Here is an 18,561-nt window from a genome sequence, read left to right as displayed (position 1 = left end):
CGCCCAGGCCACCGCACTGCGGTGGCCGACGCACTCACGCGGAGCCGCGTCGCACTACGACGCGGCCAACGCCCGGCGCGGCCAGGACCAGCGCAGATTGACCGCCAGCGTGCCCAGCACGATCAGCCCCAGGCCCAGCCACTGCACCGGCACCAGCCGGTGGCCGTACAGCAGGTAGTCCAGCAGCAGCGTCACCAGCGGGTAGACGAAGGCCACCACCGCGATCGCCGCCACGTGCAGGTGCCGGTAGGCGCTGTAGAACAGCACGTACACCACGCCGCTGTGGATCACCCCCAGGCCGACCAGCCAGAACCAGTGGCGGCCGGGATGCAGCGCGGCGCTGCTGGAGAAGCCGGCCAGCATCGCCGCCCCGACCCAGCACTGCACCGTCACCACCGCCAGCGGCCGCTCGCGGCTGATCCGCCGAGACATCAGCAACGAGGCGCCACACAGCAGCGCACCCAGCAGCGTCAACGCGATCCCGCCCAGGTAGCCGCGGTCGGCGCTGGACCACAGCCGCAGCGGATCGGCCGAACAGGCCACGCCGACGAAGGCCAGCAGCGTCCAACCCAGGTCGGCACGGCGGCTGCGCTCGCCCTGCAGCACCGCTGCCAGGATCAGCATGACGAACGGGAACACGTGGTAGACCATGGTCGCCACGCCGATCGACGAGCGCGCCATGCCGGCGAACAGCGCCACCCAGTTGAGCACCAGCAACACGCCGCTGAGCGCCGCGTCGCGCAGCAGCGCGCGCTCGCGCCACAGGCCGCGCAACTGCCCGCCGAGCAGGCCGCACACGGTCAGGAACAGCGCGCCGAACAGGCAGCGGTAGAACACCGCGGTCACCGGATCCTGGCCGCTCTCGTGCACGAACACGCCGACCGAGCCGATCAGCACCTCGGCCAGCAGCAACTGCCACAGTGCCCGCCGGGACGCGCCCGCGGATGTCGCGACGGCCGCGCTCATAGCGCGATGCTCCCGTGCAGGTACTGCACCGCCGCGCCGCGCACCTGCACGTGGTCCGGCAGCACCCGGCAGTCCAGTTCGCCGCCGCGCGCCGAGGCCTGCCACGCACGCAGGTCGCGCTTGCCCAGGCGCTGCGCCCACAGCGGCGCCAGCGCGGCGTGGATCGAGCCGGTCACCGGATCCTCGGCACCGCCGTTGGCCGGCCAGAAATAGCGCGAGACGAAATCGTGTTCGCGCCCGGGCGCAGTGACCGCGACATCGCGCGGCGCCAGCGCCAGCATCCGCGCCAGGTCCGGCACCACCGCGCGCACCTGGGCTTCGTCCGCGTACACGGCGATGTAGGCCTGGTCGTTGCGGTACGCCGCCTGCGGCGCGATCGACAACGCCTGCGCGAGCGCCTGCGGCACCGTCGCCAGCGCGGTCGGCGCCTGGTTCGGAAAGCGCAGGACGAAGCGCCCGTCGGCCTCGCGGTCCACCGCCAGTTCGCCGACCGCCGCGGCGCGGAACCGCAACGGCAGCGATGCCAGACCTTGGGTGGCCACGACAAACGCGCTGGCCAGGGTGGCATGGCCGCAGAACCCCACTTCGCGCAGCGGCGAGAACCAACGGATCGCGAACGCGCCGTCGGCCTCGCGCACGAAGAACGCGGTCTCCGACAGATTGTTCTCGCTGGCAATGGCCTGCATCAGCGCGTCCGGCAACCACGCCTGCAGCGGCACCACCGCGGCCGGGTTGCCGCGGAACCGCACCGTGGTGAAGGCATCGACGATGAACAGCGGCAGTTGCACGCGCGGCCTCGGGAATGGGGAAGGACGCGGCCAGTGTGCGCCGGGGTGGGCGACCAGCACAGAGTCAGATACGCTGCAAATCGACCGATACAGATGAGGCCGCCGCATGCGCCTGTACGAAGCCCTCGCCAGCCAGCTGCGCGAACAGATCGCGCAGGGCACGCTGCGTGCCGGCGAGCGCCTGCCGTCGATCCGGCAACTGGCCGCCGGCCACGGCATCAGCGCCGCCACCGCGGTGCAGGCCTGTCTGCAGTTGGAACGCGAAGGCCGGGTGCAGGCACGCCCGCGCTCGGGCTACTTCGTGCGCGCCGCGGTCACGCCGCAACCGGCCGGCGCAGGCGCCGCTACCCGGCGGCGCGCGCCGGGCGCGGTCGCCAATCCGGCGCTGCAGGGCGTGCTGGACATGCTCGCGCGTTCGGACCTGGTGCCGCTGCACACCGCCACACCGGCGGCGGCGCTGCTGCCCGGCGCGCCCCTGGCCAGCGCACTGGCGCGGCAGCTGCGCCGCCAGCGCAGCGCCGCGCTCGACTACGCGCCGCCGCAGGGCCATGCCGCGCTGCGCCGGCAGATCGCGCAGCGCTACGCGCATTGCGCCACCGCCGTCGCTGCCGACGAGGTGGTGGTGACCGCCGGCGCGATGGAAGCGATCAGCCTGGCCCTGCGCACCCTCACCGCGCCGGGCGACGTGGTGCTGGTCGAGACCCCGACCTACCACGGCATCCTGCAGGCGGTGGCGGCGCTGCGCCTGAAGGTGCTGGAAGTCCCGAACCGCCCGGGCCAGGGCATCGACGCCGCGCGTCTGGATGCGCTGCTGCAGCGCACGCCGGCGCGCGCCGCGGTGCTGGTGCCGAACTTCAATAATCCGCTCGGCAGTCTCACCCCCGATGCCGCCAAACGCGCCCTGCTGGACAGTTGCGCGCGCCACGGCACGGTGGTGATCGAGGACGACATCTACGGCGAGCTCGATTGGTCGGGGCAGCGTCCGCGGCCGCTGCGCCATTTCGACACCCACGGCAACGTGATCACCTGTGGCGCCTTCTCCAAGGTGCTGGCGCCCGGCCTGCGCGTGGGCTGGCTGCTCGGTGGCGCCTGGACCGACGCGCTGGTGCGCGCCAAGTACTTCTCCACCATCGGCGGCGCCAGCTTGCCGCAACTGGCCCTGGCCGACTACCTGCAGCGGCACGACCTGGAACGCCACCTGCGCAAGCTGCGCCGCACCCTGGCCGACAACGGCCAGCGCCTGCGCGAAGCGGTGCTGCGGCACTGGCCGGCCGGCACCCGCATCGGCGACCCGGCCGGCGGCCTGTCGCTGTGGCTGCAACTGGCCGACGGCGGCAGCGGCCAGGCCTTGTTCGAGGCCGCCCTCGCCGCCGGCATCGGCACCTCGCCCGGGCATCTGTTCTCCAGCCGCGGCGACTACACCGACCACCTGCGGCTGAGCTGCGGCCAGCCGTGGAGCGAGACCCTGGAACACGCCATGCGGCGGCTGGGCACGCTGGCGGCGCGGCTGCCGCGCTGAACGCGACGCCCGGCGCCATGCCGCTGCCCCGATGCGAAACCGTACTGCCAGCGTTTGCCTGACAGTCCATCGCACCATGCTGTCCTACCGGCACCGCGGGGCGATGCAGCGGATTGCAGGCGAGCGCTTGCCGATCCAGGCGATGCCGCTGCAGTACGGCGCGACCGCGTCAGCGCGTCCCGCGCAACGGCGTCGATGCGATCGCCGGCGGCCGGGACTGGCTGCGCTAGCGCGTGGCCGCGCCGATCGCCAACGCCACGCAGGCACCGAACACGGTGCAGGCCAGCATCGCCATCGCGCTGAGCGGGCTGCGCCAGCGCTGCCAGGGGAGCAGCAAGGTGCGACGGCAGGACATGGCGCGGCTCCGATCCAGTGACGTGGGGATGGCGAACACTGCGGAATCTAGCCAGCGCCCGTCTCAGCAGGCGCGAACGCGGTCGCACAACCGCACGCTGGCTGCCGCCGCCCCCACGTTTGTTTACGAGACCGGCCACACCGCCGACGTGATGGTCACGGCGCTGTCATGTGCAGGCCGGCGAGCCCACATCTGCGCCGCTCGCTTCCAGCCGCCCGCCACCGCACGGCAGCGACGTCAGCCAGGAGGGCACGGGTGCACCGGCACCGCCGCCAAGGCCGCGGTGCCCTGCCCGGCGGCCTGCGTCGCACGCGGCCGCCGGCAAACCGCGCTCAGTCCTGCAGGGCGCGCGCGTGGAAGGCGATGTGCTCGCCGATGAAGCTGCCGATGAAGTAGTAGCTGTGGTCGTAGCCGGGCTGCACGCGCAGGGTCAGCGGATAGCCGGCGGCGTCGGCGGCGGCCTGCAGCAGCTGCGGGCGCAACTGCTTGTCGAGGAACTCGTCGCCGCCGCCCTGGTCGACCAGCAGCGGCAGGCGCTCGCTGGCGCTGCCGATCAGCACGCTGGCGTCATATGCCTGCCAATGCGCGCGGTCCTCGCCCAGGTAGGCGGTGAAGGCCTTCTCGCCCCACGGCACCTGCGTGGGCGCCACGATCGGCGAGAACGCCGACACGCTGCGGTAGCGGCCGGGATTCTTCAGCGCGATCACCAGGGCGCCGTGGCCGCCCATCGAATGCCCGCTGATGGCGCGGCGGCCGTTGTGCGGGAACTGCGCCTCGATCAGCGCCGGCAGTTCCTGCACCACGTAGTCGTACATGCGGTAGTGCGCGGCCCACGGCGCCTGGGTGGCGTTGACGTAGAAGCCGGCGCCCTTGCCCAGGTCGTAGCCCTCGGCATCGGCGACGTTCTCGCCGCGCGGGCTGGTGTCGGGCGCGACCAGGATCACGCCGTGCTCGGCCGCATAGCGCTGCGCGCCGGCCTTGGTGATGAAGTTCTGCTCGGTGCAGGTGAGGCCGCTGAGCCAGTACAGCACCGGCAGCTTGCTGTGCTCGGCCTGCGGCGGCAGGTACACGGCGACCTGCATGCTGCAGCCGAGCACGGCCGAATCGTGGCGATAGACGTCCTGCCAGCCGCCGCAGCAGGCGTGGTGTTCGATGCGTTCCATGGGCAGTTCCGGGAAGAGGGCCTGCGACCGCGCGCGGCCGCAGGCGGAGATGCCGCGACGCGTCGACCGGCGACGCGCGCGGCAGCGGACTTCAGTGCAGCACGCCGTTCTTGCGCGCCACGTGGGTGGAGATCGCGTCCATCAGCGGCGGCGACAGGCAGTCGTACGGCTCCAGCTTCAGTTCGCGCAGGCGATTGCGTATCCCGTCCATCGCCTCCGGGCGCGTGCCGCTCTCGATGATCGAGGACACGAACGCGGCGAAGCCTGGCGCCGACCAGCCCTGCTGCGGCGACAGTTCCGTGTGCACGAAATCCAGGCCGTAGAAGGGATGCTCGGTGTTCTCGATGCGGCCGTACATGTGCACGCCGCAGCCGGTGCAGGCATGACGGCGGATGGTCGCGCTCTCGTCCACCACCTTGAGCTTCTCCTCGTGCGCGGTCACCTTGACCTTGTCGCGCGCCACCACCGCCACCACCGAGAAGGTCGCGCCCTTCGGCTTCCAGCACTTGGTACAGCCGCACGCATGGTTGTGCGCGGTCTGCGCCCCCACTTCCACCACCACCTTGTCGCTGGCGCAGTGGCATTCCAGGGTACCGCCCTGGAAATGCTCCGCGCCGGCACGCACGCCGGCATCCACCGACGGATGAATCGTCACAGTACTCATCTTGCCCCCTCCCGGGTTCGTTGCGTCGCTGCAATGCGCGGAAACGGCCGCGCGCCGGACTGACCTGCGGTCAGAAGTGGATGACGGTGCGGATCGACTTGCCCTCGTGCATCAGGTGGAAGGCTTCGTTGATCTCGTCCAGCGGCAGGGCGTGGGTGATGAACGGATCGAGGTCGATCTCGCCGTGCATCGCCTGCTCCACCATGCCCGGCAACTGGGTGCGGCCCTTGACCCCGCCGAAGGCGCTGCCGCGCCAGACGCGGCCGGTGACTAGCTGGAACGGGCGCGTGCTGATTTCCTGGCCGGCGCCGGCCACGCCGATGATGACGCTCTCGCCCCAGCCCTTGTGGCAGCACTCCAGCGCCGAGCGCATCACGTGCACGTTGCCGATGCATTCGAAACTGAAGTCCACGCCGCCATCGGTCAGCTCGACGATGACTTCCTGGATCGGCTTGCTGTAATCCTTGGGGTTGATGCAGTCGGTGGCGCCCATGCTGCGCGCCAGCTCGAACTTGCCCGGATTGGTGTCGATGGCCAGGATGCGGCCGGCCTTGGCCTGCACAGCGCCCTGGATCACCGCCAGGCCGATGCCGCCCAGGCCGAACACCGCCACGGTGTCGCCTTCCTTCACCTTGGCCGTGTTGTGCACCGCACCGATGCCGGTGGTGACGCCGCAGCCGAGCAGGCACACCTTCTCCAGCGGCGCCTCGGGATTGACCACCGCCAGCGAGATCTCCGGCACCACCGTGTACTCGCTGAAGGTGCTGCAGCCCATGTAGTGGTAGATCGGCTGGCCGTTGTAGGAGAAGCGGGTGGTGCCGTCGGGCATCAGGCCCTTGCCCTGAGTGGCGCGCACCGCCTGGCACAGGTTGGTCTTGCCGGACAGGCAGAACTTGCACTTGCGACACTCGGCCGTGTACAGCGGGATCACGTGGTCGCCAACCTTGACGCTGGTCACGCCCTCGCCCACCGCCTCGACGATGCCGCCGCCCTCGTGACCGAGCACCGCCGGGAAGATGCCTTCCGGGTCGTCGCCGGACAGCGTGAACGCGTCGGTATGGCACACGCCGGTGTGGGTGATGCGCACCAGCACCTCGCCCTGGCGCGGCGGTTCGACATCGATCTCCACGATCTGCAGCGGCTGGCCGGCTTCGAATGCAACGGCGGCTCGGGATTTCATGCGCTTTCTCCTGGCTGAGGAAATGGGTGTGGGGTGCGGATCACTTGAGATAGGAGCGGACCAGCATGCCCATCTCGCGCACGCGCGCGGCGCGCTGCGCGTCGGAGCTGGCGGGCTGGCCGAATTCTTCGCGGACGTGGGCTTCCATCACCTCCGACATCAGGCCGTTGACCGCACCGCGGATGGCGGCGATCTGCTGCAGCACGGCAGCGCACTCCGTCCCCTCTTCCAGCGCGCGTTCCAGCGCCTCGGTCTGGCCGCGCAGGCGGCGGATGCGGGCGAGGACGCGCTTCTTCTCGTGCGGGGTATGCGGCATGCGGCGAGGCCCAAGAACTATACTGGGGGATAGTATGCCGGCCGCCGGCAAAAGAAAACGGCCGCGTACGCCGCAACCCCGGCCCAGCCTGTGACAGACGCCCCGCCAACGCAGGTGCCGACGCATGGCAACGCGTGTCGGCACAGGACACGCGACGGCCATGATCCCGCTGCCGGCGCTGCCTATGATGGCCATGCGTTCAGGCGCGGGCCCCGGGTGCGGTGGCCTCGTCCCTGGGCGCCCCCAGTTCCAGGCAGCCGCGGCCACGTCTAGACTGGGCGACTCCCGTGTGGCGGCCCTTCAAGATCGTGGACATGAAATCCTTCATTCTGGTCGTCGACGACGATCCGGATCTGCGCCGACTCATCAGCGAGTTCCTGAGCGACCACGGCTACCAGGTGGACACCGCCGAGACCGTGGCGGACATGCGCCTGCGGATGGCCGAGCGCCAGCCGGACCTGGTGATCCTGGACGTGATGATGCCCGGCGAGGATGGCCTCAGCGCCGCCCGCCAGCTCGCCAGCGAGCGCGGCGCACCGGCGGTGATCATGCTCAGCGCGCTGGGCAGCGACACCGACCGCATCATCGGCCTGGAGGTCGGCGCCGACGACTACCTGGCCAAGCCATGCAATCCGCGCGAGCTGCTGGCGCGGGTGCGCGCCCTGCTGCGGCGCAGCCAGGCCACGACGCTGCCGCCGGAAGCGCGCGGCAACGTCTACGAGTTCGCCGGCTGGCGGCTGGACGTGATCCGCCGCGACCTGCGCGATCCCACCGGCATCTTCATCAACCTCTCCGACGGCGAGTTCGCGCTGCTGCGCACCTTCGTCGAGCACCCGCAGCGCGTGCTCAGCCGCGACCAGTTGCTCGACTACGCGCGCGGCCGCGACACCGAGGTCTACGACCGCGCCATCGACAGCCAGATCAGCCGCCTGCGCCGCAAGATCAACGAGCGCGTGCAGACCGAACTGATCCGCACCGTGCGCAACGAGGGCTACATGCTGCTGCCGAGCGTCGCCCGCCTGTGAGTGCGTCCACGCGCGCCCGCCGCGGCGTGCCGATCTTCGCCCGCGCCTTCCTGCTGCTGGTGGTGGCGCTGCTCACCGCGCAGCTGATCGGCATCGCCCTGGTGCTGCGCACGCCGGTCTACGAGATGCCGGTGCATCCGCCGGAGGTGATCGCCCTGCTCAGCACGCGCATGCCGGCCGGCACCCAGACCCTGAAGGTGCAGGACACCGCGCATGCGCCGCTGCCGGCGCGCGACCAGGTACGCGACCGCAATGCCGAACGGGTGATGGCGCACTGGCTGGACGTGCCGCCGGACCAAGTGCGTTTCTACCGCAACAGCGACGGCCGCCTGGAGCGCCTGCGCCTGCGCCTGGGCGAACACCCACCGCCGCCGCCGCACGCCGTCGCCGCCGACGACGATGCGTCCTCGCACGGGGCGATGCCGCCGCCGCACGGACAGGAACCGCCGCCGATGGAGCCACCGCCCGGCCCGGGCGAGCCACCGCGCGATGGCGCCTTCGGCGGGGCCATGCATGCATCGGGCTGGCGCGAGCGCGGCTTCGCCCCGGCGGTGCCGCTGCTGGATGGCTTCACCGCCGCACTGCGCCAGCCCGACGGGCGCTGGCGCAGCGTGATGTCGCCGCCGCGGCGGTTTTCCAACGAATTCAAGACCCAGGTGGTCATGCTGTTCCTGGCCGGCATGCTGGCGATGCTGCCGCTGGCCTGGTGGTTCTCGCGGGCGCTGTCGGCGCCGATCCGGCGCTTCGCCGAGGCGGCCGATCAGCTCGGCCGCAACCCCGACGCGCAACCGCTGCGGCGCAGCGGTCCCAGCGAGATCGTGCAGGCGGCCGATTCGTTCAACGCCATGCAGGCGCGCCTGAACCGGCTGATCAACGAGCGCACGCACATGGTCGCGGCGATCGCCCACGACCTGCGCACCCCGCTGGCGCGGCTGGCGTTCCGCCTGGAGACCCTGCATCCGCCGCTGCGCGAGAAGACCATGGCCGACATCGACGAGATGAAGGCGATGATCTCCGCGGCGCTGGACTTCATCCACAACGACAGCCGCCGCGGCAAGCGCTCGCCGCTGGATTTCCGCCTGCTGGTGGAAAGCGTGGTCGACGACGCCAGCGACACCGGCGCCGACGTGGTCCTGCTGCTCGGCGACGCCATCACCCTCGACGGTGACCCGCTGTCGCTGCGGCGCATGGTGATGAACCTGGTGGAGAACGCGCTGAAGTACGGCAAGCGCGCACGCCTGCAACTGCGTCACGAGGCCGGCGAGTGCGTGCTGTGGATCGACGACGATGGCCCCGGCATCGATCCGGCGCAGCGCGAAAAGCTGTTCCTGCCGTTCTTCCGCGGCGAGAACTCGCGCAACCGCGATACCGGCGGCATCGGCCTGGGCCTGTCGGTGGCGCACAGCATCGTGCTGGCGCATGGCGGCCAGATCGCCCTGGACAACCGCCCCGAGGGCGGCCTGCGGGTCAGCGTGCGGCTGCCCTGCCACGCGGTCGGCGGCTGAGCCGCCCCGCAGCAGGACCGCCGCACGCCGACCGGCTCAGTGCGGGTTCGGCTCGACGATCACGGCGGTGCCGTAGCACAGCACCTCGGTCAGGCCGGCCATCAGCTCGGTGGCATCGTAGCGCACCGCGACGATGGCATTGCCGCCCATTTGCCGCGCGTGCTGCAGCATGTCGCGGTAGGTTTCCAGGCGCGCCTGCTCGCACAATTGGGTGTAGATGGTGATATTGCCGCCGAAGATGGTCTGCAGCCCGCCCAGGAAGTTGCCGACGATGGAGCGCGAGCGCACGGTGATACCGCGCACGATGCCCAGATTGCGCACGATGCGGTAGCCGGGAAGCTCCAGCGCGGTGGTCACCATCGCATCGTTGAGCGGCGAGGCCGCCATCGCGCGTGGCGGCGAGGAATTGTACGGATCGGTCATGGATGCCCCCTGTGGCGCCGGCCCGTGGCTCCGCGGACCGCGGACCCGGCACGCGTGCGCCGGAACCGGCAGTGTTAGCACCGCAGGAAGAACGACGCAATCGCCAGGACCAGGCCGCCGATCCACAGCAGCAGCATCGCCACGACGCCGGCCAGGATGACCGCGACGCGTCGCCAGCGGCGCAGGCCGCGCGCGCCGTACTAGGTGCACGCACAACCCAGCGCCCAGCACCACACCGGTGACGATCACGGCCCACCCGAGCAGATCGATGAGCGGATCCTTCGGGCCAACGTCAGCCGGGCATTGGCTGGTCGCATGCGCGGATGCCATGCAGCCGAGCAACACGCTCAGAACGCCGGCCCTGCCGCCGCGGTGGCGCCCCACGCCGCTGCCCGCCTTCATGCAGGTCGCGGACCCGGCACGCACGCGACCAAGCGTGCGCAATGCGAAGGAGCTCGACATGCAACGGGGCTTCGCGGAACGCGCAAGATGCCGTTCAACGGATCGGCGGCATGGGGCTGCCGGCACCTGTCGATGAGGGTCGCCGAAACTCGGCCGTCACGGATCGCGACAGCAAGCGCGCGATGATCCAGCCATGCAAGGCGACGAAGGCCGCCGCGAAGACCACACCAATCGCGGACATGGCCCACAGCATCGGGCGCATGTCCGGCGCGCCCTGCAGCTGCGCAACAGCGAACTGCTTCTGCATGAACGCGATCATCTGCACCTGCACGACCGCGCCGCCCAGGTTCCATGCGATCACCAGCGACATGGCCGCGATGAAGCACCACCGCGCCCAATTCAACCGCCGCAGAAGCCCGATCGAACTCGCCAGGGTCCACGCCGAAAACAGCGCAGTTCCAAGAAACAACCAACGAAAGTTCGAAAAAATGAATGCGATCGTCGGCGGCATCCCTGGCGGAAGCCGGCGCACCGCATCGGCGAACTGCACATGATCGAACATGGCGAACACAACCAAGACCTGCATGATGCCGATCACCGTGCCGAAACCGGAGAGTGCGATGAAGATCGAGGCCAGGATGGTGACAAAATTCGACCGCGGTGGTGCCTGATGCATACGTCCCCCTGAAGACGAGTCGACAATAGTGCCGCCTGGCCGCTCCCCGCGCCATCGCCTGCAGCCACATCCGATCGCCGAACGCTCTAACCGCGTCGCGCCATGCGCATGCCTCGGCCACCGTGCTGGTACAGCCAGCGCGCCGGCACGACGCCGCAACAGGCGAAACGGCACTCAGCGGTACCGTCAGGCGGCGTCGCCCTCGGCGACGCGCATCGCCTCAACGTCGCTGCGCCAGCGCCGCGGCATGACGCCCCAGCAACAGCGGCAGGGCGGTCTTCCGCCAGAACACCAGGCTGACGTGGCCGGAGGACATGCCACCATGGCTGAGGCGCGGCACGAACACCGACACGACAGAGGCGTCGTCCAGCGCCGTGCCGACCAGGCGCGCGAAGGTATCGGCGAGCAGCGCCTCGCACTGCGCGGACGTCGCCGGCAGCGGCACGCCGGCCAGGGTCGACACCATCTCCTCCCACAGATACGGATCGCCACGGCAGCCCCATGTGGGCGGCTCGTCCTGGAACAGGCCTGCCATGTCCTCGATCGCGGTCATCGTCGTGCTGGCCCAGCGGCGCGCGGCGCGACGCTCAGTACGCGAACTCGCGGAACACGTGGTCGATGTCGCCCTGCCAGGCGCCGTGGTACAGCGCCAGCTTGCGCTCGGCCGCGGTCTCGCCGGCATGCAGGATTTCCACCAGCGGCTCGAGGAAGCGCGATTCGTCCTGGCCGTCGCGGTTCAGGCGCGCACGCCGGCGCAGGCCGTCCAGGGCGATCTTCACCGCCTCGGCGGCAAGGTCCTGCACGGTGCCATTGCGGAATGGCAGCTTCAGCGCCTGCTTCGGCACGCCGTCGCGCAGCGCGTGGCGTTCGACCAGGGTGAAGTCCTTGACCAAGTCCCAGGCCGCATCCAGTGCGGCATCGTCGTACAGCAGGCCGACCCAGAACGCCGACAGCGCGCACAGCCGGCCCCACGGGCCGGCGTCGGCGCCGCGCATTTCCAGGTACTTCTTCAGGCGCACTTCCGGGAACGCGGTGGTCATGTGGTCGGACCAGTCGCGCAGGGTCGGCAACGCGCCCGGCAAGGCCGGCAGCCTGCCCTGCAGGAAGTCGCGGAAGCTCTGTCCGCTGGCGTCCACGTAGGTGCCGTCGCGATAGGAGAAGTACATCGGCACGTCGAGCAGGTAGTCCACGTAGCGCTCGTAGCCGAAGCCGTCCTCGAACACGAAATCGAGCATGCCGGTGCGGTCGGCGTCGGTATCGGTCCAGATGTGCGAGCGGTAGCTCAGGTAGCCGTTGGGCGTGCCGTCGGCGAACGGCGAATCGGCGAACAGCGCGGTGGCGATCGGCTGCAGCGCCAGCGACACGCGGAACTTCTTGATCATGTCCGCTTCGCTGGCGTAATCCAGGTTGACCTGCACCGTGCAGGTGCGGGTCATCATGTCCAGGCCGAGCGAACCGACCTTGGGCATGTACGCCTGCATGATCTTGTAGCGGCCCTTGGGCATCCACGGCATCTCGTCGCGGCGCCACTTCGGCTGGAAGCCCATGCCGAGGAAGCCCAGACCCAGTTCGTCGGCGACCTGCTTGACCTCGTTGAGGTGGCTGCCCACTTCCACGCAGGTGTCGTGGATGGTCGGCAGCGGCGCGCCGGACAGTTCCAACTGGCCGGCCGGCTCCAGCGTCACCGAGGCGCCGTCGCGCAGCAGGGCGATGGTGTGCCCGGCTTCGCGCACCGGCTCCCAGCCGAAGCGGGTCAGGCCCAGCAACAGGGCCTCGATGCCGCGCTCGCCGTCGAAGGTCGGCGGCCGCAGGTCGTCCAGGCGGAAGCCGAACTTCTCGTGCTCGGTGCCGATGCGCCACTGCGCTTCGGGCTTCTCTCCAGAGGCGAGCACCTGCACCAGTTCGGCGCGGTCGGTGATCGGCGTCTCGGCAACGTGGCTGGGGCTCGACAAGGGCAGGACTCGCACGGCGGGTGAGGCGATGTGGGGCCGGGCCCGGCCATCGCAAGGCCCGCACTATAGCCTGCCGGGGGTGAGGCCCATATCGCTACCGGCGGCACTGCAGCATTCCACGGCCGCGCCGCCGCCGCGTCGAGAGTGAGACGCAGCAAGCGCCCGCGGCGCCGGCTTCGGTAGGCTGCGGACTCTCCCACCGCCCGCGGCAGGCAACGCATGCGCCCGACCCACTCCGAACGCCATCGCACCGACCGCGCCGGCTGGCTGCGCGCGGCCGTGCTCGGCGCCAACGACGGCATCCTGTCCGTGGCCGGCCTGGTGGTCGGCGTCGCCAGCAGCGGCGCGTCGTCGGCCACGGTGTTGACCACCGGCATCGCCGGCCTGGTCGCCGGCGCGATGTCGATGGCCGCCGGCGAATACGTGTCGGTGCAATCGCAGGCCGACACCGAGCGCGCCGACCTGGCGCTGGAGCGCCGCGAACTGCACGAGGATCCGCAGAGCGAACTGGAGGAACTGACCGCGATCTATCGCCAGCGTGGGCTCGATCCCGCCCTCGCCCGCCAGGTCGCCGAGCAGTTGACCGCGCACGATGCGCTGGGCGCGCACGCGCGCGACGAACTCGGCATCACCGAAAGCCTGCGCGCGCGCCCGCTGCAGGCGGCCGCGGCATCGGCGGCAGCATTCTGCAGCGGCGCGGCGCTGCCGATCGTGGCCGCCTGGCTGGCACCGGACGGCCAGCAACTGTGGGTGACCGGCGCGGCCACCCTCGTCGGCCTGTCGCTGACCGGCGCGCTGGCCGCGCGCGCCGGCGGCGCCTCGGGCCTGCGCGGCGCTGTGCGCGTGGTGTTCTGGGGCGCGGCGGCGATGCTCGCCAGCGGCGCGATCGGCCATGTATTCGGCGTGCACGTCTGAGCGGACGCACACCGTACTGGGTAACATCACCGGCATGGCCGACAACCCGTTTGCCCGAAATGCAGGGCAACCGCACGCCCGTCGTTCAAAACGGAACCTGACCTGGAGGACTGAAAATCAACACGGGCACCTTCGTCGTCGACCACATGGGATTTTCCGTTTCGTCGCTGGATGAGGCGATCGCGTTCTGGACTGAGGCCATGGGCTTCGAACTTGTCCGCACAGGCGAAATGGGCGACGATTTCCTGCGCGAGGTGACGGGGGTCGACGATCCGCGTTGCCGCATGGCGCTGGTGGTCTCGCCTGCCGGCTTTCCCATCGAACTGCTGGAATACTCGACAGCCCGCACATTGGGCAAGACACCCGCGAGCGCTGGCGCGATCGGCGCAGCCCATCTTGCCGTCACCGTGACGGACATCGACGTGGCGGTCGCCAGGATCCAGGCGCAGGGATGGCACTTGAAAGGATCTCCGCGACCGATCGAGGCAGGGCCACGCGCGGGAACCGTCGTTGTCTACGTCAGCGGGCCCGACGGGATCACCATCGAGCTCATGCAACCTCCAAGGTAAGCGTGGCTGACAAAACGACTGCGCAGTCGCCAGACCGGTGCGTGCAGCGCTCAAATCCTCATGTACCACTTGGACACCGCAGTTGCTGTGCGCCGCGCGCGCCCGCCTGGCGACTGCTGGCGCCGTTTTGTCAGCCACGTTGACGTCTCATCCGGCATGGTGTGGAGCGCTCCGGTTCTTGCGATCGCCGCTGGCTGAACGTGTCTGATGCACGTTGAGGCGATATGCGTCGGCTGTCAGCGGCGCAGACGACCAACCCGCGGGGAAGCGGCCTGTGGCGTGCCGAGACCGGCAGTTTGCGGGACCGGCGCCAGCGCAGTCATGGTGGCCCGGCCGCTGCGACGTAGCAGCTTGGCGCTTTGCTCTGAGCGCGCGCCGCGCTGCGCTGCGCTAGCATCACGGCCATGGCCGACACCACCTCTCCCGACGCCCTGCTGCTGGCGCGTCTTTCCAGCCTGGCCGACTGCACCCAGGCCGAGGGCTACGCCTGCATCAGCGCCCGCCGCGAACACGGCGCGCGCTCGGTGGAGATCCCGCGGCCGCAACTGGCGATCCTGCTGCAGGGCCGCAAGCAGGTGCACACCGCCACGCAGACCCTGGAGTTCGTGCCGGGCGACCTGTTCCTGGTGACGCGGCGCTGCCGCATCGATGTGGTCAACATCCCGGACCCGCACAGCGGCCTGTACCTGAGCGTGCTGGTGCCGCTGTGCGAGGAAGCGCTGAGCGCCGCCCGCGTGCTGTGGAACGAGCCGCTGCCCGCCGCCGGCGCGGAACTGGCGCGCCTGCGTGCCGAGACGTTCGGCGGCACCTTGCTGCAATGGCGGCAGGCGCTGCAGGACGGCCGCTATACCGAGGCGCGGCTGGCGCTGGCGGCCCTGGTGGTGGCGCTGTGCCGGCAAGGCCACGGCGGCCTGCTGCTGCCGCCGGCGCCAAGCGTGGCGGCGCAGGTGCGCGAGCTGATCGCCGCACAGCCGCAGCGCGGCTGGCGTTCGCGCGACATCGAAGACCACCTGGGACTGAGCGGTGCGACCCTGCGCCGGCACCTGGCCGGCGAAGGCACCTCCTTGCGCGAGCTGCTCGCCGATGCGCGCCTGGCGCATGCGATGCAGCTGCTGTACACCACACGCTGGCCGCTGAAGACGGTCGCCGCGCACGCCGGCTACCGCTCGGTGCGCAGCTTCAGCCAACGCTTCCAACAACGCTACGGCCTGGATCCGGCCAGCATCGGCAATTGAGCCACGTCGGCGTTGAGCGCCGCGCGCAGCGGAATGAGCGAATCGCGCAGCAGGACCGGCGCAGCATGCCGGTACCGCGGCGCCTGCCGCATTGCCAGGAAATCCCATGTCCGTGTTCCCGTTGCGCGCGCTGTGCGCGCTGGCCCTGACCGCCAGCGCGGCGCTGACGCTGCCGCCCATCGCCCATGCCGCCGCGCCGGAGAGCGCCGTTGCGCAGGTGCCAGGCGTCTATCGCCAGGCGGTCGGCCGCTTGCGCATCACCGCCCTGTTCGATGGCACCGTGGCGCTGCCGCGCGCGCAACTGGCGAACATCCCGCCAGAGGCGATCGCGCGCCTGCTCGACCACCGCTACGTGCCGGAGAACGACAAGGGCCTGCAGACCGCGGTCAACGCCTACCTGATCCAGGACGGCACGCACCTGACCCTGGTCGATACCGGCACCGCGACTTGTTTCGGCCCCGGACTCGGCCAGGTGCTGGCCAACCTGCGCGCGGCCGGCTATGCGCCCGAGCAGGTCGACGACGTGCTGCTGACCCATGCCCATCCCGATCACCTGTGCGGCCTGCTCGATGCGCAGGGCCAGCCGGCCTATCCCAAGGCGACGGTGTGGCTGAGCGCCGCCGACGCCGCGTACTGGCTGGATCCGGCCAGCGAGGCCGGAGCGCCGCAGATGCTGCGCTTCGCCTTCCCGCTGGCGCGCGCGGCGGTGGCGCCGTACCAGGCGGCGCAGCGGCTGCGCCGTTTCCACCCCGGCGACGCGTTGCCGGGCGGCACGGTGGCGCTGGACACCCACGGGCACACGCCCGGACACGTGTCGTACCGCTTCGACGGTGGTGCGGGGCAGCAATTGCTGGTGTGGGGCGACCTGGTGCACTACCACGCGGTGCAGTTCGCGCAACCGCAGGCCTCGTACGAGGCCGACAGCGACCGCGCCGCAGCGATCGCCGCACGCAAGCGCATGCTGGCGCAGGCCGCGGACCACGGCTGGTGGGTGGCCGGCGCGCACCTGCCGTTCCCGGGCCTGGGCCACGTGCGCCGCGAGGGCGAGGCGTTCGCCTGGGTGCCGGCGGAGTTTTCGCCGTTGTCGGCGGCGCCTTAGCCCGTACCCTCATCCGCCCCTTCGGGGCACCTTCTCCCGAGGGGAGAAGGAAAAGCTGCAAGCTCCTCTCCCACCGGGAGAGGGGTTGGGGTGAGGGTACGGCGCGAAGCGTCTCGCGAGTCTGAGCGCAGGAGGCTGCGCCCTTACCCTCATCCGCCCCTTCGGGGCACCTTCTCCCGAGGGGAGAAGGAAAAGGGCAGCGCCCCCACCCTCACTCCGCGGCGGTCGGCTCCGTCTCCAACCCCAGCCAGCCACCGACGATGCCACGCAACTCGTCCACGCCCTGGCGGCTCTCGCCGGAGAAGGCCTGCACGCTGACGGTGTCGCCGAACGCGCTGGCCAGCTCCTTGCGCACCTGCTGCAGCACCTGCGCCTGCTGGCCGCGGCCGAGCTTGTCGGCCTTGGTCAGCAACGCATGCGCCGGCAGGCCGCGCTGCACCGCATACCCGAGCATCTGCCGGTCGTAGTCCTTGAGCGGATGGCGAATGTCCATCACCACCACCAGCCCGCGCAGGGCCTCGCGCGTGCGGAAATAGGTGTCGATGAACTTCTGCCAGTGCGCCTGCAGTTCCTGCGGCACCTTGGCGTAGCCGTAGCCGGGCAGGTCCACCAGGTAGCGCTCGGGCTGGACCTGGAAGAACACCAGTTGCTGGGTGCGGCCGGGCGTCTTGGACACGCGGGCCAGGGCGTTCTGCCGGGTCAGCGCGTTCAGCGCGCTGGACTTGCCGGCGTTGGAGCGGCCGGCGAAGGCCACCTCCCAGCCGCCGTCGTCCGGCAACTGACGGGCATTGTGGGCGGACAACAGGTACTGGGCACGTTCGAGGATCAGCGACATCCGCCTAGGATCGCACGTCCGCGGCCCCGGGCGGGCTTCGTTGACCGCCGGGCCGCGGCATGCCGATAATCGCGCGAGTGCGGTCGCCGGCCCGGCAGCCGCGGGGTCGGGTCATACGGAGCTTCAGCAATGCGCCACGCTCGCGTTCTTGCCTTTGCCGGTCTAGCGGTTTCCGTCGCCGCCGCGGTCGCGTTCGCGCAGACCTCGGTGGTTCCCATTCCAGACCACGCCCCGGTGCGCACCACGCCGCTGGAGAGCGACGTCGGCAAGGCCGCCTGGGGCGACCTCAAGGCCGGCCAGGCCAAGGCCGCGGCCTGCGCCGCCTGCCACGGTGCCGACGGCAATCCCGCCATCGCCATGTATCCGCGCATCGCCGGCCAGATGGAGCGCTACAGCGCGCGGCAGATGGCACTGATCGCCCACGGCGAGCGCACCAGCGGCGCGGTCGCGGCGATGGTGCCGTTCGTGCAGCCGTTGAGCACGCAGGACATGCGCGACATCGGCGCCTACTTCGCCACGCAGAAGGCCGGCGCCGGCATCGCCGACGACGCGGTGATCGCCGACGGCCCGTACGCCGGCATGAAGTTCTACGAGGTCGGCCAGCAGCTGTATCGCGGCGGCGATGCGACCCGCGGCATCCCCGCGTGCATGGCCTGCCACGGCCCGGCCGGCGCCGGCAACCCTGGCCCCGCCTACCCGCACCTGGGCGGCCAGCACGCCGACTACGTGGCGCGGCGCCTGCAGGAGTACCAGGCCGGCACCACCCAGGAACGCGATCCGACGATGTTCAAGATCATGGCGCAGGTGGCCAAGCCGCTGACCGACCAGGAGATCAAGGCGCTGGGCAGCTACCTGCAGGGCCTGCACGACCGCGCCGACGACGCGGCCGCCGCACAGGCCGCACCGGCCGCGGCAACGCCACAGCAGCCGGCGCCCGCGCAACAATCCTGACCGCGCGCCGCCGCGGCGGCGCC

Annotated in this window: 20 protein-coding genes and 1 other RNA gene; 9 read left to right on the top strand and 12 right to left on the bottom strand. The window is 70.6% G+C overall.

Annotated elements, in window-relative coordinates; all coding sequences use genetic code 11:
- Positions 1–54: 54 nt before the first annotated feature.
- Positions 55–966 carry a DMT family transporter gene (locus RAB71_RS05250; protein ID WP_010344551.1) on the bottom strand — a complete coding sequence of 304 codons (912 nt, stop codon included), beginning with the start codon at positions 964–966 and terminating at the stop codon, positions 55–57.
- Complete coding sequence (locus RAB71_RS05245; protein ID WP_010344552.1) at positions 963–1,754, bottom strand: PhzF family phenazine biosynthesis protein; 792 nt, start codon at positions 1,752–1,754, stop codon at positions 963–965. Before RAB71_RS05245 ends, RAB71_RS05250 begins: the two co-directional genes overlap by 4 nt.
- Positions 1,755–1,860: 106 nt before the next feature.
- Here RAB71_RS05245 and RAB71_RS05240 point away from each other — a divergent pair, with 106 nt between their 5' ends.
- Positions 1,861–3,273: a PLP-dependent aminotransferase family protein gene (locus tag RAB71_RS05240; protein WP_104609507.1), complete on the top strand. Its 1,413-nt coding sequence runs from the start codon at positions 1,861–1,863 to the stop codon at positions 3,271–3,273.
- Positions 3,274–3,499: 226 nt separating this feature from the next.
- On the opposite strand, the gene RAB71_RS05235 is transcribed toward RAB71_RS05240, so the two are convergent.
- From RAB71_RS05235 to RAB71_RS05215, 5 genes are all read right to left on the bottom strand, one after another.
- Entirely contained in the window at positions 3,500–3,628 is a 129-nt protein-coding gene (locus RAB71_RS05235) for a hypothetical protein (protein ID WP_267883967.1), read from the bottom strand.
- A 332-nt stretch (positions 3,629–3,960) separates the two neighbouring features.
- On the bottom strand, positions 3,961–4,791 hold the full coding sequence (gene fghA, locus RAB71_RS05230) for an S-formylglutathione hydrolase (protein ID WP_010344555.1): 831 nt from the start codon (positions 4,789–4,791) through the stop codon (positions 3,961–3,963).
- A gap of 91 nt (positions 4,792–4,882) precedes the next feature.
- Positions 4,883–5,455, bottom strand: a complete 573-nt coding sequence (gene gfa, locus RAB71_RS05225) for an S-(hydroxymethyl)glutathione synthase (RefSeq protein ID WP_010344556.1) — start codon at positions 5,453–5,455, stop codon at positions 4,883–4,885.
- Positions 5,456–5,525: 70 nt separating this feature from the next.
- Positions 5,526–6,635 (bottom strand): S-(hydroxymethyl)glutathione dehydrogenase/class III alcohol dehydrogenase, encoded by a 1,110-nt coding sequence (locus tag RAB71_RS05220; protein ID WP_010344557.1) that lies wholly within the window; start codon positions 6,633–6,635, stop codon positions 5,526–5,528.
- 40 nt (positions 6,636–6,675) lie between these two features.
- Positions 6,676–6,951 (bottom strand): metal/formaldehyde-sensitive transcriptional repressor, encoded by a 276-nt coding sequence (locus tag RAB71_RS05215; RefSeq protein WP_010344558.1) that lies wholly within the window; start codon positions 6,949–6,951, stop codon positions 6,676–6,678.
- A 308-nt stretch (positions 6,952–7,259) separates the two neighbouring features.
- Here RAB71_RS05215 and RAB71_RS05210 point away from each other — a divergent pair, with 308 nt between their 5' ends.
- Positions 7,260–7,976, top strand: coding sequence for a response regulator (locus RAB71_RS05210; RefSeq protein WP_029562335.1), 717 nt, complete (start codon positions 7,260–7,262; stop codon positions 7,974–7,976).
- Positions 7,973–9,481, top strand: a complete 1,509-nt coding sequence (locus tag RAB71_RS05205; protein WP_010344560.1) for an ATP-binding protein — start codon at positions 7,973–7,975, stop codon at positions 9,479–9,481. Before RAB71_RS05210 ends, RAB71_RS05205 begins: the two co-directional genes overlap by 4 nt.
- A 36-nt stretch (positions 9,482–9,517) precedes the next feature.
- Here the strand turns inward: RAB71_RS05205 and RAB71_RS05200 are convergent, their stop codons facing one another.
- The 4 genes from RAB71_RS05200 to RAB71_RS05185 form a co-directional block, all read right to left on the bottom strand.
- A complete protein-coding gene (locus tag RAB71_RS05200) occupies positions 9,518–9,904 on the bottom strand; it encodes a YbjQ family protein (protein WP_010344561.1) in 387 nt (128 codons plus the stop codon).
- 496 nt (positions 9,905–10,400) lie between these two features.
- The gene (locus tag RAB71_RS05195; RefSeq protein WP_010344562.1) at positions 10,401–10,982 is read right to left on the bottom strand and encodes a hypothetical protein; all 582 of its coding nucleotides are present in this window, start codon (positions 10,980–10,982) and stop codon (positions 10,401–10,403) included.
- A gap of 220 nt (positions 10,983–11,202) precedes the next feature.
- Positions 11,203–11,535 (bottom strand): hypothetical protein, encoded by a 333-nt coding sequence (locus RAB71_RS05190; RefSeq protein WP_010344563.1) that lies wholly within the window; start codon positions 11,533–11,535, stop codon positions 11,203–11,205.
- A 34-nt stretch (positions 11,536–11,569) separates the two neighbouring features.
- Positions 11,570–12,934: a glutamate--cysteine ligase gene (locus tag RAB71_RS05185; RefSeq protein ID WP_010344564.1), complete on the bottom strand. Its 1,365-nt coding sequence runs from the start codon at positions 12,932–12,934 to the stop codon at positions 11,570–11,572.
- A gap of 219 nt (positions 12,935–13,153) precedes the next feature.
- Between RAB71_RS05185 and RAB71_RS05180 the strand changes: the two genes are divergently transcribed.
- From RAB71_RS05180 to RAB71_RS05160, 5 genes are all read left to right on the top strand, one after another.
- The gene (locus RAB71_RS05180; protein ID WP_010344565.1) at positions 13,154–13,849 is read left to right on the top strand and encodes a VIT family protein; all 696 of its coding nucleotides are present in this window, start codon (positions 13,154–13,156) and stop codon (positions 13,847–13,849) included.
- Positions 13,850–13,995: 146 nt separating this feature from the next.
- Positions 13,996–14,418 carry a VOC family protein gene (locus RAB71_RS05175; RefSeq protein ID WP_010344566.1) on the top strand — a complete coding sequence of 141 codons (423 nt, stop codon included), beginning with the start codon at positions 13,996–13,998 and terminating at the stop codon, positions 14,416–14,418.
- Positions 14,419–14,478: 60 nt separating this feature from the next.
- A non-coding RNA gene (locus tag RAB71_RS05170) (sX9 sRNA) lies at positions 14,479–14,554 on the top strand.
- A gap of 268 nt (positions 14,555–14,822) precedes the next feature.
- Complete coding sequence (locus RAB71_RS05165) at positions 14,823–15,653, top strand: helix-turn-helix domain-containing protein (RefSeq protein WP_010344567.1); 831 nt, start codon at positions 14,823–14,825, stop codon at positions 15,651–15,653.
- A 106-nt stretch (positions 15,654–15,759) separates the two neighbouring features.
- The gene (locus tag RAB71_RS05160; RefSeq protein ID WP_010344569.1) at positions 15,760–16,752 is read left to right on the top strand and encodes an MBL fold metallo-hydrolase; all 993 of its coding nucleotides are present in this window, start codon (positions 15,760–15,762) and stop codon (positions 16,750–16,752) included.
- A gap of 211 nt (positions 16,753–16,963) precedes the next feature.
- Here the strand turns inward: RAB71_RS05160 and yihA are convergent, their stop codons facing one another.
- Complete coding sequence (gene yihA, locus RAB71_RS05155) at positions 16,964–17,587, bottom strand: ribosome biogenesis GTP-binding protein YihA/YsxC (protein WP_010344572.1); 624 nt, start codon at positions 17,585–17,587, stop codon at positions 16,964–16,966.
- A 129-nt stretch (positions 17,588–17,716) separates the two neighbouring features.
- Between yihA and RAB71_RS05150 the strand changes: the two genes are divergently transcribed.
- A complete protein-coding gene (locus RAB71_RS05150) occupies positions 17,717–18,538 on the top strand; it encodes a c-type cytochrome (protein WP_029562337.1) in 822 nt (273 codons plus the stop codon).
- Positions 18,539–18,561 lie beyond the last annotated feature (23 nt).

Source organism: Xanthomonas sacchari (genome assembly GCF_040529065.1).
Taxonomy (GTDB): domain Bacteria; phylum Pseudomonadota; class Gammaproteobacteria; order Xanthomonadales; family Xanthomonadaceae; genus Xanthomonas_A; species Xanthomonas_A sacchari.
Note: the sequence above shows the minus strand (reverse complement) of the source record. Positions and strands in the feature narration are given on the sequence as shown.

Coding starts and splice junctions, on each gene's coding strand:
- RAB71_RS05250 (WP_010344551.1), bottom strand. CDS start 966: ATGAGCGCGGCCGTCGCGACATCCGCGGGCGCGTCCCGGCGGGCACTG.
- RAB71_RS05240 (WP_104609507.1), top strand. CDS start 1,861: ATGCGCCTGTACGAAGCCCTCGCCAGCCAGCTGCGCGAACAGATCGCG.
- RAB71_RS05235 (WP_267883967.1), bottom strand. CDS start 3,628: ATGTCCTGCCGTCGCACCTTGCTGCTCCCCTGGCAGCGCTGGCGCAGC.
- fghA (WP_010344555.1), bottom strand. CDS start 4,791: ATGGAACGCATCGAACACCACGCCTGCTGCGGCGGCTGGCAGGACGTC.
- gfa (WP_010344556.1), bottom strand. CDS start 5,455: ATGAGTACTGTGACGATTCATCCGTCGGTGGATGCCGGCGTGCGTGCC.
- RAB71_RS05220 (WP_010344557.1), bottom strand. CDS start 6,635: ATGAAATCCCGAGCCGCCGTTGCATTCGAAGCCGGCCAGCCGCTGCAG.
- RAB71_RS05215 (WP_010344558.1), bottom strand. CDS start 6,951: ATGCCGCATACCCCGCACGAGAAGAAGCGCGTCCTCGCCCGCATCCGC.
- RAB71_RS05200 (WP_010344561.1), bottom strand. CDS start 9,904: ATGACCGATCCGTACAATTCCTCGCCGCCACGCGCGATGGCGGCCTCG.
- RAB71_RS05195 (WP_010344562.1), bottom strand. CDS start 10,982: ATGCATCAGGCACCACCGCGGTCGAATTTTGTCACCATCCTGGCCTCG.
- RAB71_RS05190 (WP_010344563.1), bottom strand. CDS start 11,535: ATGACCGCGATCGAGGACATGGCAGGCCTGTTCCAGGACGAGCCGCCC.
- RAB71_RS05180 (WP_010344565.1), top strand. CDS start 13,154: ATGCGCCCGACCCACTCCGAACGCCATCGCACCGACCGCGCCGGCTGG.
- RAB71_RS05175 (WP_010344566.1), top strand. CDS start 13,996: ATGGGATTTTCCGTTTCGTCGCTGGATGAGGCGATCGCGTTCTGGACT.
- RAB71_RS05165 (WP_010344567.1), top strand. CDS start 14,823: ATGGCCGACACCACCTCTCCCGACGCCCTGCTGCTGGCGCGTCTTTCC.
- RAB71_RS05160 (WP_010344569.1), top strand. CDS start 15,760: ATGTCCGTGTTCCCGTTGCGCGCGCTGTGCGCGCTGGCCCTGACCGCC.
- yihA (WP_010344572.1), bottom strand. CDS start 17,587: ATGTCGCTGATCCTCGAACGTGCCCAGTACCTGTTGTCCGCCCACAAT.
- RAB71_RS05150 (WP_029562337.1), top strand. CDS start 17,717: ATGCGCCACGCTCGCGTTCTTGCCTTTGCCGGTCTAGCGGTTTCCGTC.